Origin of the sequence: Novosphingobium sp. TH158 (genome assembly GCF_002855555.1) — a bacterium.
In the GTDB taxonomy this organism is placed as follows: Bacteria; Pseudomonadota; Alphaproteobacteria; order Sphingomonadales; family Sphingomonadaceae; genus Novosphingobium.
Genome location: NZ_PKRT01000001.1, coordinates 888,735 through 902,357, shown reverse-complemented (window position 1 = coordinate 902,357; position 13,623 = coordinate 888,735). Strand labels below are relative to the sequence as shown.

The 13,623-nt window shown below is 64.6% G+C and carries 15 protein-coding genes; 4 read left to right on the top strand and 11 right to left on the bottom strand.

Translation table 11 applies throughout. The features are described from left to right. Window positions 1-305: 305 nt before the first annotated feature. Window positions 306-1,574, bottom strand: a complete 1,269-nt coding sequence (locus C0V78_RS04460; protein WP_101796618.1) for an amidohydrolase family protein — start codon at window positions 1,572-1,574, stop codon at window positions 306-308. A gap of 209 nt (window positions 1,575-1,783) precedes the next feature. Here C0V78_RS04460 and C0V78_RS04455 point away from each other — a divergent pair, with 209 nt between their 5' ends. Genes C0V78_RS04455 through C0V78_RS04445 form a run of 3 tightly spaced genes read left to right on the top strand, consistent with a single transcriptional unit; the run spans window position 1,784 to window position 4,157 of the window. Continuing rightward, the gene (locus C0V78_RS04455) at window positions 1,784-2,749 is read left to right on the top strand and encodes a TauD/TfdA family dioxygenase (protein WP_101796617.1); all 966 of its coding nucleotides are present in this window, start codon (window positions 1,784-1,786) and stop codon (window positions 2,747-2,749) included. Next, window positions 2,749-3,615, top strand: coding sequence for an alpha/beta fold hydrolase (locus tag C0V78_RS04450; protein ID WP_101796616.1), 867 nt, complete (start codon window positions 2,749-2,751; stop codon window positions 3,613-3,615). Before C0V78_RS04455 ends, C0V78_RS04450 begins: the two co-directional genes overlap by 1 nt. Window positions 3,616-3,620: 5 nt before the next feature. Beyond that, window positions 3,621-4,157, top strand: coding sequence for a nuclear transport factor 2 family protein (locus tag C0V78_RS04445; protein WP_158241462.1), 537 nt, complete (start codon window positions 3,621-3,623; stop codon window positions 4,155-4,157). Between the two features lie 10 nt (window positions 4,158-4,167). Here C0V78_RS04445 and C0V78_RS04440 read toward each other — a convergent pair whose 3' ends face one another. Continuing rightward, window positions 4,168-4,887: a dienelactone hydrolase family protein gene (locus C0V78_RS04440; RefSeq protein ID WP_101796614.1), complete on the bottom strand. Its 720-nt coding sequence runs from the start codon at window positions 4,885-4,887 to the stop codon at window positions 4,168-4,170. A 95-nt stretch (window positions 4,888-4,982) separates the two neighbouring features. Here C0V78_RS04440 and C0V78_RS04435 point away from each other — a divergent pair, with 95 nt between their 5' ends. Continuing rightward, window positions 4,983-6,482 (top strand): AMP-binding protein, encoded by a 1,500-nt coding sequence (locus tag C0V78_RS04435; protein WP_101796613.1) that lies wholly within the window; start codon window positions 4,983-4,985, stop codon window positions 6,480-6,482. Between the two features lie 6 nt (window positions 6,483-6,488). Here C0V78_RS04435 and C0V78_RS04430 read toward each other — a convergent pair whose 3' ends face one another. The 9 genes from C0V78_RS04430 to C0V78_RS04390 all read right to left on the bottom strand — a co-directional run bounded on the left by C0V78_RS04430 (window position 6,489) and on the right by C0V78_RS04390 (window position 13,612). Then, the gene (locus C0V78_RS04430; protein WP_101798195.1) at window positions 6,489-7,013 is read right to left on the bottom strand and encodes a superoxide dismutase family protein; all 525 of its coding nucleotides are present in this window, start codon (window positions 7,011-7,013) and stop codon (window positions 6,489-6,491) included. A gap of 62 nt (window positions 7,014-7,075) precedes the next feature. Continuing rightward, the gene (locus C0V78_RS04425) at window positions 7,076-7,606 is read right to left on the bottom strand and encodes a nuclear transport factor 2 family protein (protein WP_101796612.1); all 531 of its coding nucleotides are present in this window, start codon (window positions 7,604-7,606) and stop codon (window positions 7,076-7,078) included. Window positions 7,607-7,623: 17 nt separating this feature from the next. After that, a complete protein-coding gene (locus tag C0V78_RS04420) occupies window positions 7,624-8,796 on the bottom strand; it encodes a sulfotransferase (RefSeq protein WP_101796611.1) in 1,173 nt (390 codons plus the stop codon). A 74-nt stretch (window positions 8,797-8,870) separates the two neighbouring features. Next, window positions 8,871-10,061 carry an aromatic ring-hydroxylating dioxygenase subunit alpha gene (locus C0V78_RS04415; RefSeq protein ID WP_101796610.1) on the bottom strand — a complete coding sequence of 397 codons (1,191 nt, stop codon included), beginning with the start codon at window positions 10,059-10,061 and terminating at the stop codon, window positions 8,871-8,873. A gap of 62 nt (window positions 10,062-10,123) precedes the next feature. Further along, window positions 10,124-10,939, bottom strand: a complete 816-nt coding sequence (locus C0V78_RS04410; RefSeq protein ID WP_101796609.1) for a sugar phosphate isomerase/epimerase — start codon at window positions 10,937-10,939, stop codon at window positions 10,124-10,126. Window positions 10,940-10,954: 15 nt separating this feature from the next. Beyond that, on the bottom strand, window positions 10,955-11,470 hold the full coding sequence (locus tag C0V78_RS14845) for a MarR family winged helix-turn-helix transcriptional regulator (protein WP_101796608.1): 516 nt from the start codon (window positions 11,468-11,470) through the stop codon (window positions 10,955-10,957). Then, on the bottom strand, window positions 11,470-11,784 hold the full coding sequence (locus C0V78_RS14840; protein WP_101796607.1) for a high-potential iron-sulfur protein: 315 nt from the start codon (window positions 11,782-11,784) through the stop codon (window positions 11,470-11,472). Before C0V78_RS14840 ends, C0V78_RS14845 begins: the two co-directional genes overlap by 1 nt. Then, entirely contained in the window at window positions 11,784-12,275 is a 492-nt protein-coding gene (locus C0V78_RS04395) for a VOC family protein (protein ID WP_101796606.1), read from the bottom strand. Before C0V78_RS04395 ends, C0V78_RS14840 begins: the two co-directional genes overlap by 1 nt. Continuing rightward, window positions 12,272-13,612: a DUF1552 domain-containing protein gene (locus tag C0V78_RS04390; RefSeq protein ID WP_101796605.1), complete on the bottom strand. Its 1,341-nt coding sequence runs from the start codon at window positions 13,610-13,612 to the stop codon at window positions 12,272-12,274. The genes C0V78_RS04395 and C0V78_RS04390 overlap by 4 nt, the downstream gene beginning before the upstream one ends. Window positions 13,613-13,623 lie beyond the last annotated feature (11 nt).

Sequence of the window (13,623 nt, the reverse complement as noted above, 5' to 3'; positions counted from 1 at the left end):
CACCGTGTAAACCTCGCGCAAACATCGAATTTCCGTTATTTCGCCGGACCTTGCGACCGATTCCGGCGCTCGTTTTGCGCGGAAAAATAAAAATCCCGTGCCGCGCATTGCTCCGCCGCGTGGCAGGAATAGACCAGAGCGGGGCGAAAACGAGTTCAGGCATCCGGCTGTCTCGCAGATCGAGGCCCGCCTTATCTCATGCCCGTGCGATGTAGGACAGGCCCCCAGGCATCCCCGAAAGGGCGCAAACGAAAAGGGCGGCAGGATCGCTCCCGCCGCCCCTTCGTTTCGGATCAGCCCTTGGCTCAGAGGCCGAGGTTGTAGAACCGGCTCGGGTTTTCCTGCAGCACCTTCTTGGCCACGTCGTAGCCGTGATCGGCGAAGACGTCCTTGAGATGCTCCTGCACGCCCGGATAGAGCGAGGTCGGGTGCGGGAAGTCGGTTTCGAACATGACGTTGTCGAAGCCGATGGTTTCCAGCAGCAGCTTCGGCCCGACGCTTTCGAACCAGAAGCTGCACATGAAGTGATCGCGGAAATACTGCCAGGGGCGGCGCGTCAGCGTCTTGGAGAAGCGCGGCAGCATTTCGTTGAACTGGTGCTCCAGCGCCTCGACCGCGAAGGGCACCCAGCCCATGCCGCTTTCGATCAGGCCGATCTTCAGCTTGGGGTGCTGGTCAAGCCGCCCGGAAACCATCCAGTTGCCCAGGGTGGCCGCGTTGCCGATCGAGAACATCGTGGCGACGACGGACAGGGTCTGTTCGAACTGGAAGCCTTCCCAGGTGAGCGTATTGGGATCGACCGCCGAATTGAGGTGGAAGTTCAGCGGGGTGCCGGTGGCTTCGCAGGTTTCGAGAACCGGGGTCCAGTAATCGTGCATGAAGCTGGGCACGCCGACGCGTTCGGGCGTATCGGGCAGGACCAGGCCCTTCAGGCCCATGTCGATGCAGCGCTTCAGTTCGGCTTCCATCTCCATCTTGTCCCAGAAGGGCAGGTGGATCATGTTGAAGATGCGGTTGCCGGACGCTTCCTGGATTTCGGCCGAAGCATCGTTGTAGATCTTGACGATGGTCAGCGCGAGTTCGGGATCGCCCAGGCTCATCAGCGAGCCGGCCTGGGTCACGCCCGAGTTCTGGAAGGCGATCTGGGCATGAACGCCCATGTCGTCCATCGCCTGCAGGCGGTCCTTGATGATGTGGCCGCCGGGGTGGGCCTGGTCGAGCGTCGGGAAGGCAAGGCGGCCGAGCAGCTTGTTGTTGTCCTTGCGGATGACGTTTCCGCCCAGCGAACCGAAGTTGCGGTCACCCACGTACCAGCGTTCGACGCCATCGGCATCGAGCTTCACGTAAGGCACCTTGTCCTTCAGTGCGGCCGGGGCGCGGCTGGTGAAAAGATCGGGGGCTTCGGTGATGTGGGTATCGCAATCGACGATCTTGATGCCCGCGAACATCGGATCGAGCCCGCCCGACTGGGTGGCATAGTCCACTTCACGGATCACGCCGCCGGCGGTGTATCCTTCTGAAGACCAGTACTTCCGGGCAGATGCTGCCAGTTCATTCGGATCGGCGTCAGCCATCGTGAAAATCCTCTTCGGCGTTAATGCGAGGCATTTTCGCACCGCAGAGGCCGTGGCGCAATCGCGATTGCGTCGCAACGTGCATTCTATCGCCTGTGCGGGAACTCGTTTCGGTCCTTGCAAGCAATGCTACTTGACCGTTTCATTATGTCGGTAGCACTATCGGTTCCGAGAGATACGGTCGCCGTAACCGTAGGAAGAGGATTGCCATGCCCCAGCTTGCCGTTTCGCCGCTCAAGGAAGGTCTGCCCTTCGGGGTCCGTATCGCCGGTGTCACCCAGGAGGCGACCGAAGATGCCGCCACGCGCGATGCGATCAACGCCCTGTTTCACGAACATGGCGTCATCGTGTTCGAAGGCATGGAACCGTCCGATGCCATGCAGGTCGCGCTGAGCAACGTGTTCGGCCCGCTCAAGGAGCATCCGGTGAAGAACCTCAGCCGGGTGGATGCCGATGCCTATCCGGGCGTGGTGAAGATCCACAGTCCCGGCGGTTCGGGCGGGCTGGTGGACATTGGCGGCAAGCAGCTGTCGCACTGGCTGCCCTGGCATTTCGATCACGCCTATAACGACGAGCTGAACTTTGCCGGCGTCCTGCGCGCCACGCAGATCGTGCCCGAGGGCGGCCTGACCGGGTTCTGCGACGGCATCGCGCTGTACAAGGCCTTCCCGAAGGACCTGCTGGCGCGGATCGAGGACAAGACGGTGATCTACACGCTCAACGTCCAGTACGAGACGATGCGTTTCGGCCTGCCCGAGAACTTCCGCGTCCTGCGCTCAAAGCCCACGCCGCCGGGCTTTGCCGACGATGTGGCGCGGATGCCCCGCGCGCTGCACCCGGCGGTGTGGACGCGCAAGAGCGGGGAGAAGGTGCTGCACGTTTCCCCCTGGATGTGCGAGGGCATTGCCGGGATGGAAAACGCCGAGGGCGATGCCCTGCTTCAGGAGGTCTGCCAGACGATCAACGAACTGGCGCGGGATATTTCCTACCACCACAAGTGGTCGCCTACCGACATGCTGATCTGGGACAACACCCGCGTGCTGCATTCGGTTTCCGGCCATGATCCGGCGCTGGACCGCACGATGCAGCGCACCACGATCAAGGGGGATTACGGCCTCGGCCGCTTCGAAGGCGGGGCGCAGGGCGGCCGGATCCTTTCGGAGACGACTGTCTGATGGCGCGCATTGCGGTTGACGGGCTGGAGCTGGATTACGAGCTGATCGGACCGGAGCAGGACCCGCCGCTGGTGCTTACGCCGGGCGGGCGCTATCCGCGCGACACGGCGGGCGTGCCGGAACTGGGCCGGATCTTTGCCAATAACGGCTATCGCGTGCTGCTCTGGGATCGGCCCGGCTGCGGCGCATCGGACATTGCCTTCACCGCGCCCAGCGAATCGGTGATGAATTGCGAGGCGCTGGTCGGGCTGGTTCGCGAACTGGGCCTGCGCGACGTGACCCTGGTGGGCGGATCGGCAGGCTCGCGCATCTCGCTGATGGCGGCGGCGCGGATGCCGCAGAACGTGCGCAGGATTTCCATCTGGTGGATCAGCGGCGGCCCGGTGGGGCTGGCGGGCCTGGCATGGTTCTACTGCGGCGACCAGATCGCGGCGGCCTCCAAGGGCGGGATGGAGGCAGTGGCCTCGCTGCCCAGCTGGGCCGACCAGATCGCGCGCAACCCGCGCATCCGCGAGACGCTGCTGGCGCAGGACCCTTGGAAATACATCGCCACCATGCAGAAATGGGGCAAGGCCTTCGCCTATTCGGACGAGACCCCCGTGCCGGGCATGGCGCCGGGGGATTTCGCCCGGCTGACCATGCCGGTGCAGGTGTTCCGCTCCGGCCGCAGCGACATGGCGCATACCCGCGAGACGAGCGAATGGGTGCAGCGCCTGCTGCCTAATTCGCAGATGTTCGAGCCGCCGTGGGACGATCAGGAGTGGAATTACGTTTCCACTTTTCCCATAGACCCGGCCAACCGCCGCGGCCGTTTCGAACGATGGCCGCTGATCGCGCCGATGGTGCTCGATTTTCTCAAGGACTGATGCCGATGGACAGCGCCCTCGAATCCCGGTTGCGCGACTTGCTGGACCGCGATGCCATCCGCCAGGTGGTAGAGCGCAATGCCCGTTCGCTCGATCGCTGCGATGTCGAGCTGGGCCTCTCCTGCTACTGGCCCGAAGCGATCGACGATCACAATCACTTCATCGGCGGGCCGCAGGGTTTCCTTGCCTATGCCCATGGCGTGTCGCGCGCTTTCGAGAGCTGCCAGCACACCGTCGGCACCCACACCTGCGAACTCGCCGGCGACGAGGCGCACTGCGAGACCTATTACATTTTCACCGCCCACGCAGCACAGGCGCCGCATTTCATGGCCACCGGGCGCTATGTCGATCACTTCGAGAAGCGCGGCGGGGAATGGCGCATCCGCAACCGCGTGTGCATCGTCGATGGCCAGTACGAGCTTCTGCCCTCCGCCATGGGGCAGGGCGATGCCTATCCGCCGGGAGAAAAGCCGGTTGCGCGCGACCGCAGCGATGTGAGCTACCAGCGCCCCTTGCAGGTGCGCCAGCAGCCGAAGGGCTGAGACCGGGCGCTCAGGCCTTCATCACCGAGTCCAGCATGGCAACCGTGCCCGCCCAGCTGATCCGTTCGGCCATGGCGTTATAGGCAATGCCGGGGCGGCCCATGCTGTCTGCCGCAGGATCGGTGAAGCCGTGTGCCGCATCGCCGAAGGTGGTGATGGTATAGTTCGCTCCTGCCGCCTCCAGCTCGGCGCGCAGGCCCTCGATATGGTCAAGCGGGGCATAGGGATCCTGCGCGCCGCACCAGGCCTGGACAGCGCCGGGGAACGCGGCTGCGCGCATGGGCCGGTCGCTCGTCAGGATGCCGTGATAGCTTACCACCGCCCGTGCCGGCGCTCCGCTGCGCGCCAGTTCCAGCACGCAGGTTCCGCCAAAGCAGAAGCCGATCGCGGCCACCCGGTCGGGCACGACCTCCACCATGCCGGAAACCCGCTCGAACCAGGCGCAGACCCGGTCGCGCAGCAGGTCGGGATTGCCGGTGATCCGCTCGAATGCGGCGGTATTCGCGGCAAATTCGCTTGCCGGTGCGCCGCCGCCGTACATGTCGGTTGCCACGGCGACATAGCCGAGCGCGCTGAGCCTGCCCGCGACCTCGCGCACGTGCGGGCCGATGCCAAGCGCGTTGTGCATGACCATGACCGCCGGGAAGGGGCCAAGGCCCTTGGGCATGGCGGCCTGGCCGGTCAGGACGGTGCCATCATGCTCGAGATAGACCGGGATGAGTTCCTGCACCTTAAGCTCCTGTCATGCCGCGCAAATCATGGCCCTGTTGCCGCCGGATGCAAGCCCGGCTTGCCTAAACGGGACGATCGGGTCAGGGAATAGGTATGAATGGTAATTTTCTCTCCCGCTTCCTCTCCGTAGCTGCCACGCTGGGCAACAAGCCCCTCCTGATCGAGGATGGCCGCACCGTCCTCTCCTTTGCCGAGATCGAGCCGCGCACGGCGCAGCTGGCGGCGCGGCTGCAGGCGCTTGGCGGCGCGCCGGGAGAGCGGATCGTGGTGCAGGTGGAAAAGAGCGCGCAGAACGTGCTGCTTTACCTTTCGGCGCAGCGGCTGGGCATGGTCTATGTGCCGCTCAACACGGCCTACACGGCGGGCGAGCTGGAATACTTCCTTGGCGATGCAGAGCCGGCCATCGTCGTCTGCCGCCCGGCGGACGAGGCCTCGGTCGCTGTCCTCGCCGGTCGGGCGAAAGTCGTGACACTGGGCGAAAACGGCGATGGATCGCTGCTGGCGGACCTGCCGGAAACAGGCGTTCCACTGGCCATGCGCAGCGGTGAGGACCTGGCGGCGATCCTTTACACCTCCGGCACCACCGGGCGATCCAAGGGCGCGATGCTGAGCCACCGCAACCTGCTTTCCAATGCCGAAACACTCCACGACCTGTGGCGCTGGTCGGCTGATGACGTGCTGATCCACGTGCTGCCGATCTATCACGTGCACGGGCTGTTCGTCGCGCTGCATGGTGCCTTGCTGGCCGGGGCTTCGGTGCTGTTCCACAAGGGCTTCGATCCGGCAAAGGTCATCGCCCAGTTCGCGCAGGCCAGCGTAATGATGGGCGTGCCGACGCATTACACTCGCCTGCTCGGGCAGCCGGAGCTGACGCCTGATGCCTGCGCCACGATGCGCCTGTTCATCTCCGGCTCGGCGCCGCTGCTGGCCGAGGTCCACGATCGCTTTGCCGAGCGGACCGGGCACCGCATCCTGGAACGCTATGGCATGACCGAAACGGGCATGATCACGTCCAACCCCTACGATGGCGAGCGGCTGGCCGGTACGGTCGGCTATCCCTTGCCGGGCGAGGACGTGCGCATCCGCGAGGCGGACCGCGAGGTGGCGCGCGGTGAGCCCGGCGTGCTGGAAGTGCGCGGGCCAAACGTCTTTTCAGGCTACTGGAAAAAGCCGGAAAAGACCGCCGAGGAATTCCGCGAAGGCGGCTGGTTCGTAACCGGAGACATCGCCACGATGGCCCCTGATGGGCGCATCACGCTGGTCGGCCGGGCGAAGGACCTGATCATCGCCGGCGGTCTCAATATCTATCCCAAGGAGATCGAGGAAGCGATCGATGCGCTGCCCGGCGTGGAGGAAAGCGCGGTGATCGGCGTGCCGCATCCCGATCTGGGCGAAGGCGTGGTGGCCGTGATCGTGCCGCAAAAGGGCGCGCAGGTGGACCCTGCGGCCATCGTGGCCGGGCTTCAGGACCAGCTCGCCCGGTTCAAGCAGCCCCGGCACATCGCCGTGGTCGAAGCCCTGCCGCGCAATGCCATGGGCAAGGTGCAGAAGGCAGAGCTTCGCAAGGCCTATGCGGGGCTGTTCGCCGGCTGACGCCGGTCAGTTGCGCGAGAAGACCCCGCAGGCGATCCGCCCGCCGCTGTTGCCGGTGGGATCGGTCCTGTAATCGTCCGGACCGGCATGGATGACGATGGCCGTGCCATCGGCATCAAACAGCGCGGCCATCACATCCTTGGGCTTGCCGTTCAGCACCACTTCGCCGCGCGCCTCGCCACTGGCGGAAACGACGAGGTTGGGCAGGTCGCCCAGATGGCTGCCCGCCGGGTTCAACGTGCCGTGCTGGTGGCCGCCGGGGTTCAGGTGCCCGCCGGCATCGGTGAAGGCCGGGCGGCCGCACTTGCCGGTGGTGTGCAGGTGCAGCCCGTGCGGACCTTCCGAAACACCGGTTACGGCAATCGACAGCACCGCCTTGCCCTTTTTCACCGAGACGGTGGCATAACCGACATCGGTGCCGCTTGATGAGACGATCGGCGCGCTCGCTGCGGCGCCCGGCGCGGCCTGGATGGCAGCAGGAACAGCGGCGATCGAAAGCGCGAATGCAACGGGGGCAAGCAGGCGGGGCATGATCATCTCCTGATGGACTTCCGCGAAGAGATAGGCAGGCCCCGCAATGGCTTCAATATGTTTCAGCCGCGCGCGCCGCGCTGGAACAGGCGCATCGCCAGTTCGCCATAGCTGGGATCGTTGACATAGTCCGGGAAGGGCACGGCCGGCCCGGCGAGCGGGCGGCGGATCTTCAGGTCATAGGTCACCACGCGCTTGGCAAAGCGCCACTTGCCATCGGCACAGCGGCGGTAATTGTCGATATAGCGCACGGCCATCAGGTCTTCCATCTGGCCGCCCTGGCCATCGGGAATGGTGTGATAGGCCAGGGCATAGACCTCGCCGCAGCCGGTGCCGGCTTCCACGTCCACGTCGATCAGGTGATTGCAGGCGTGGTGGCCCGAATAGTTCATGTAGGGGAAGGACTTCTCGATGAAGTCGCAATATCCCTGCTGGCTGCCGGTGTAGCTGTCGCCATGATCGTCTGTCGCGTCCTCGGTATAGAGGTCGCGCAGCAGGTCGATGTCCTTGCGGTCGATGGCGCGCGAATACAGCAGCACGAGATCGCGGATCTCTTCCTTGGCAATGATCTTTTCGATGGCCTTGCTGTCCATGGTCGTCCTCTCTCGTGTCAGGTGTTGGCGGCGAGGGCTTCTGCCTCGCGCGGGATGGAAAATCGTTGGCGATAGGGGGCGAAGTGCTCTTCCACTTCTTCGGCCCGCAGGCCGAACTGGGCGAGGGCATAGTCGTTCGCGCCGCGTGCATTCTTGGGGTTTTCACGCCGCCAGCCGGTGATGGCCGCCATCACATCGGGCGGGGAATCGATGCCCAGAGCGGCGTGGACCTGTGCCATCTGTGTGCCGGGATCGGCGACAAGGGCATAGTAATCGACATGGACCACGCGGTGAGCTTCGGGGCCGTCGCAGAACTGCATGATGCGCTGGATATGCCGTCCAATGAAGTGCAGCATCTGTTGGCCGACACGCAGGGGATCGACGCCATCATAGCGGGTGCGCCGCAGGGTCAGCGTCATCTTGGCGATGGAAGCGAGCACCTGGCACGGATCGCGGTGAGTCATGGCGAAGCGGGCATGGGGATGGACCGCGCAGATCGCGTCCATGAACAGCAGGTGGTTGGGATATTTCAGCGCCCAGGGCAGCCGGTCCCCGCGCCATTGCAGCAATTGCAGCTGGCGCTTGTGCACCCGGTAGGCGGGCAGGGGATCGCAACTGTCCAGCAGCCAGTCGAAATAGCCGGGCACGTCGAACACGTTGTGAAACCCGGCGGCCGTTACCCCCTGTTCCATGAAGGCGTGGCACTCGTCAGAGCCATCCTCGTCATAGAGGTGCAGGGCATCGAAGTTTTCCGGCTCTGCCGGGCGGGTGCGGGCGCGGACTTCGCGGGCAAAGGCCTTGCGCTCTTCCACCGACTGCGCATCGACAGCGGGCGGGGGCAGCGGCACCAGGCTCTGCCAGGTACGGACCAGCTGGTATCGCCGGTCGCGATCGAACAGGTACTGGAAATAGGTCGTGCCCGAGCGGGGCACGCCGCAAAGGAACAGCGCCTCGATCGGTTCGTCGGCGATTTCCGGGTTCCCGGCCAGCCATTTCAGGCCGCCGATGCGGTCTGCCTGCCGGGCAACCAGCGCCCGCCGCGCCGCCGCCGTGCCCTCTGCACTCAGCTGCGCATCGGTGTTGAGCGCGTGGCACAGCACTTCGAGGTTCGCCGCGATTGCCGGCTCGCAATCGGCAAATCCCGCCTTGTCCTGCGCTTCGGCAAGGATCGTCGCTGCATCGAGCGTCATGGCAGCCGGTGGCCCATGGCGGCCAGCAATCCCATGCCGGACAGGCGACGATCCATTCCCAGGTCCCTTATGCGTTATGCAAGTCCCTGTTCGGCCTTGTATTCGCGCACCGCCTTGTCAACCATCATGTAGAGGTGGCGGCAGAGCACTTCCTGTTCCTGGAAGTGGATATGTTCCAGTGCGCCGCTGGAAATGCCGCGCTGTCCGGCTTCGATCACCGAGATGTCTTCCGAATGGATATCGCGGGTCAGCGCCATGCCGAATTCGCGGCCGTAGCGGACAGCCGGGGTCTTGTCCTCGTTGATCCAGTAGATGCGGATCACCCCGCGCGACTTCTCCGGCCCGATGGGATAGACGGTGTGGCTGAAGTTGTTGCCCGACGATCCGAGCATGAAGAAGCTCGGGAAAATCGCAAAATACTTGCGGTTTTCCGGGTTTTCAGGAACGTCGCCGCGCATCACCGCCTTCATGCCTGCCTTGAAGCCCAGCATCTGCGAAGGCGTCATCAGGCTGGCACCGTCGGGATTGGTCCAGATGGTCTGGGTGCGATGCGGATCGTGGAGTTCCTGCGCCGCCGGATAGCCGAAGGGGTTGGCGGGAGAGAAGGTCGCCTTGCCGGTTTCGCTATGGATGAAGCGCAGGTGATAGCTCTCCTGGAAGTTGTCGTAGGTCAGCTTCCAGTTGGCATCGATCTCGTAGACATATTCGGAAAAGTTCGTGGCATGGGCGCAGGGCACCTTTTCCATGCCATCGGCCAGCGCGCCCAGCCATTCGCGCAGCGGCTTGGCCGGCTGGGGATCGAAGTTGACGAAGATCAGCCCGGCGTGAACCTCGCAGGCGACCGACTTCAGCCCGCAGTCCTTCTTGTCGAGCCCGAAGCGCTCGAAATCCGGGGCGGAGAGCAGGGCGCCATCGGTGCCGAAGGTCCACATATGGTACCGGCAAGAGAACTTGGACTGCTTGCCGCAGGTGGCGTCGGTCAGCTGGGTGCCGCGATGGGTGCAGGCATTGTGGAAGGCGCGAACCTGCCCATCCTTGCCGCGTACGATCAGCAACGATGCCCGGGCGAATTCCACCTCGCGGCGAATGAAGTTGCCGCTTTCCGGCACTTCGCACACATGGCCAATCGGGAACCAGTTGCGCAGGAACACGGCCTTGCGCTCAAGCTCGAACCACTCGGGGTCGTAATAGGCCTTGGCGGGGATCGGTTCGAGGCCCAGGTCGGGCACGGGGGCCTGCTCGAAGGTGCCGGCTTCAAGGTTCATGACACGGATTCTCCCGGACTCTTGTCTGTCTCGTCCGGGATTGTACCGCAGCTTGGCCTTTCTTACAACAGCTCTGTCGAAAAACCTCTTGCGGCGGCGATCAGGTTTTCGATGCGGCGGCGGTGATCCTCACCCGCCTGCGCCCGCGAGCGCTGCGGGATTTCGAGGCCGACCGGCAGGCCATCTGGCAGCGCCGCCAGGAATTCGCCGAGCGGAAGGTCGCCTTCGCCGGGGGAAAGGCGATCATGCTTGGCGGCATCCATGTATTGTTCGGGCGGCAGGCCGGCCAGGGCATCGCACAGCTGGGCATGGCCGATCAGCGCGGGGTCGAGCGCGGCCAGATCGGCAATCGCGGTGCCGGTGCGGAAGAAATGCATGGCGTCCAGCACGATTGCCGCACCCGGTCCCGCCTGCCGCACGCAGGCGATCGCCTTGGCAAGCGTGTCCACCGCCACGAAGGGCATGTATTCGATGAACGCCCGCATGCCGCGTTCGTGCGCAAGGCTTGCCAGAAGGGCGAACTGGGCGTGGCCGCGGGCCTCGTCATGCTCGATGGACACGCAGTTGACCGCGCCGGCACCAAGTTCGGCAACAAGATCGAGATCGTGCGCGGCATTGGCAATGTCCATCTGCGGATGGATGAGGAAGCCCTCGCAGACGAGCAGGCGCACCTCCCGTTCGGCCAGTGCGGCGGCAACCGACCGGCGCAGCCCGCTGTCTTCGCGCATGGACCAGCCCGGTGCATCGTCAGAGACCTTTACCGTCGGCGTCAGGGCCAGCGAGACAGCCTGCACGCCAAGATCGGCGCAAAGGTGCACCATTTCCACCGGGTCCTGGCCCAGCGCGGTGATGAAATCGATGGCGATCGGATGCGGCATCAGGCTTGTCCTGCTTCAGATGGAAACCTTCTCGCGCAGGGTGCCGAGCATGCGGGCGCACAGGCGGATTTCCTCCGCGCTGTAATCCGCAAGCGCTTCTGCAAGGTTCTTCTCGATCCCGGCGCGGATCGCCAGCATTTCGCGGTTGCCCAGCTCGGTCAGTGCCAGCTCGGTCCGACGGCGATCGGTTGCGCCGGGGCGGCTTTCGATCAGGCCCGCTTCGGCAAGGCGCGAAAGCTCCGACGAAATGAGGCTGCGACCGATGCCGAACACCTCGGCCAGCTCGTGCGGGAAAACGATGCCTGCGTTGATCAGGTTAAGCAGCCACGCGCCGCGCGGCCCCAGCGAATAGCGCTCCGTCACGGTGCGCGTTGCCAGGTGCAGCGGCCGCGCGGCCATGGCCAGTCCCTGCGCCAGCAACCCGTAATCGTCCCAGGTGAGGGGCCCGCTTTCAGGCAGGCGATCCCCCACGGAATAATTGATGCGACGCAGGATGGCTTCGCGCTGCGGATTCTCCAGCGCTGCCGACATCAGCCCGCTTTGGGTGCGTAGGAACTGCAATAGGCGGCCGGGCTGACGACCGAGGTGAGGATCTGGCAGCTGCCGCAATCGCCCTTCGCCTGGTAGAACGCGCAAAGGCCGCAGCGCTTTGACGGGTCGGCCGAGACGTTGACATATTCCACCGAGCGGCGCAGGCTTTTCTGCGACATCGGCAGCGTGGCGGGATCGTAACAGGCGTTTGTCCCGGCGCCGTTGGCCAGGGCATTGCCAGACCGCGTGGCGGCAATGGCGGCGACGGGCGCAAGGGCAGCCCACTGCAGGAAACGGCGACGATTTTCTTGCATCACTTCTTCTCCGGTCTTGCCCCAGCTTCCACAAGTTCCAGACGATATCCATCGGGATCGGTGGCCATTGCCATGCGATACCCCATCGATACGTCGCGAATGTCGCTGACCTTGTAGCCGCCCGCTTTCAGTCGCGCCACTATTTCAGTCAGGCCCGCAACGCGCAGGACCAGCCGGTTGAACCCGGTGCCCTGGGTGATGACGGGATTCTGCTTCAGTTCCGGATCGCGCATCAGCATGACCACCGGCTGCTTCGCATCGGGGCCTAGGCTGAGGAAGGTCTCGTTATGCCGCTGGGCCAGCAGTTTCATACCCAGGGCGTCGACATAGAAGCGGCTGGATGCCGCCACGTCGGAAACGTTCAGCGCAGGGATGACCATGGCGAGCGAGGTTGCTGCCGGCGCCGCCTGCGCCTTGGCCGCGTCCTGCGCCGGGGCGGGCGCGCCCGAAAGCAGCGCCGCCGAAAGCCCGAGTACCCCGAGCACCTTCACGCCAGGATCTCCCCGATGGACTTGTTCGTTTCCATCGACTTTGCCCCCCAACGATCAAGCGGCACGCCCATGACCTGCTGGAGCGTCAGGCCGACACGGCTGATCGGCGATCCGGCACCATCGACGTAGACGCCGGACTTGAGCCTGCCGCCGGCCGAACCGGCGATCATCATCGGCAGGTTGTCGATCGTGTGGAACTTGGCAAATTCGGTTTCCGAGTGGGCAAAGACCAGCGTGTTGTCGAGCAGGGTCTTGTCGCCTTCCTTCACCTTGTCGAGCGCGGTGACGAAATAGAGCCAGGCTTCCATGATCTTGGTGAGGAAGTAGGTGGCCTCGGGCTGGTAGCCCAGCCGGTTGTCGAGCACTTCCTCATGCGTCAGCTGGTGGTGCGTGATGGTAGAGCCGATGCGGGTGAGCGAGCTGGCGCCGTTGTTGAACATCATGTTGAACACCCGCGTCTGATCGCAGGCAAGCGCCATGACGAGCAGGTCGGTCATCAGCTCGTGGCTTTTCATCACGTTTTCGATTTCGGCATTCACCGCCAGCTGCGGCACCTTGGTCGGCACCTTGCAGGCCTGCAGCGGTTCGGGCTTGGTCAGTTCGACCTCAAGCTGGTTTTCCAGCTGGCGCAGCGATGTGAAGTACTGGTCAAGCTTCGCCTTGTCGGCCGCACCCACCGCGCGCTCCAGCGACTGGCGCTGCTCGGTTACGCCCGAAAGCACCGAACGGCGGGCCATTACCTGCGGATCGGGGGTAAAGCTGCCGCTGTTCGGATCCTTGAAGCCAAGGCCGAAGATGCGCTGGTAGAGCCCTGCGGCCGAGACTTCCGCCGGGTTGAGGTTGCCGCCGCCGCGCCCCGAAAGCGAATTGCGCGGATCGCCCGTGGCCGAAAGGTCCAGCGCGGCAAAGCGCGATCGGGTGCTGATGCGGTCACCGATGGTCACGTCGAAGCTTTCGCCGGGCAGACCGCGTTCCGCCGTCAGCGCGCGTCCGGTTCGAACCGCCGCGCCGCCGCTGACGTGGGGCAGGTTGGGCGCGCCATCCAGCGGCACGTTGAACCCGCCCAGGATCGAGATCTTGTCCTGCAAGGGCGCGATCGGCGCGAGTTCCGGCTTCAGGTCATAGCCCTTGCCCTGCTTGCTGGGGAACCAGCGGTTGGGGTTCACGCCAAGGCCCCAGAACCAGGTGCCGAAGCGGATCGGCACCGGCTTGCCGGTCGCGGCCATGGCCTGGCCATTGCCGTCGAGGAAGCAGTCGAGCAGGGGCACGCCAACGGTAACGGCAGCGCCGCCCATCATGCCCCGAAGTGCGGTTCTGCGGCTGAGATCGTATCCCATGGTGGTTCTCC

Bases quoted from the DNA above. Each gene is read 5' to 3' on its own strand.
- C0V78_RS04460 (WP_101796618.1), bottom strand. From the start codon at position 1,574: ATGGCTGACGCCGATCCGAATGAACTGGCAGCATCTGCCCGGAAGTAC.
- C0V78_RS04455 (WP_101796617.1), top strand. From the start codon at position 1,784: ATGCCCCAGCTTGCCGTTTCGCCGCTCAAGGAAGGTCTGCCCTTCGGG.
- C0V78_RS04450 (WP_101796616.1), top strand. From the start codon at position 2,749: ATGGCGCGCATTGCGGTTGACGGGCTGGAGCTGGATTACGAGCTGATC.
- C0V78_RS04445 (WP_158241462.1), top strand. From the start codon at position 3,621: ATGGACAGCGCCCTCGAATCCCGGTTGCGCGACTTGCTGGACCGCGAT.
- C0V78_RS04435 (WP_101796613.1), top strand. From the start codon at position 4,983: ATGAATGGTAATTTTCTCTCCCGCTTCCTCTCCGTAGCTGCCACGCTG.
- C0V78_RS04430 (WP_101798195.1), bottom strand. From the start codon at position 7,013: ATGCCCCGCCTGCTTGCCCCCGTTGCATTCGCGCTTTCGATCGCCGCT.
- C0V78_RS04425 (WP_101796612.1), bottom strand. From the start codon at position 7,606: ATGGACAGCAAGGCCATCGAAAAGATCATTGCCAAGGAAGAGATCCGC.
- C0V78_RS04420 (WP_101796611.1), bottom strand. From the start codon at position 8,796: ATGACGCTCGATGCAGCGACGATCCTTGCCGAAGCGCAGGACAAGGCG.
- C0V78_RS04415 (WP_101796610.1), bottom strand. From the start codon at position 10,061: ATGAACCTTGAAGCCGGCACCTTCGAGCAGGCCCCCGTGCCCGACCTG.
- C0V78_RS04410 (WP_101796609.1), bottom strand. From the start codon at position 10,939: ATGCCGCATCCGATCGCCATCGATTTCATCACCGCGCTGGGCCAGGAC.
- C0V78_RS14845 (WP_101796608.1), bottom strand. From the start codon at position 11,470: ATGTCGGCAGCGCTGGAGAATCCGCAGCGCGAAGCCATCCTGCGTCGC.
- C0V78_RS14840 (WP_101796607.1), bottom strand. From the start codon at position 11,784: ATGCAAGAAAATCGTCGCCGTTTCCTGCAGTGGGCTGCCCTTGCGCCC.
- C0V78_RS04390 (WP_101796605.1), bottom strand. From the start codon at position 13,612: ATGGGATACGATCTCAGCCGCAGAACCGCACTTCGGGGCATGATGGGC.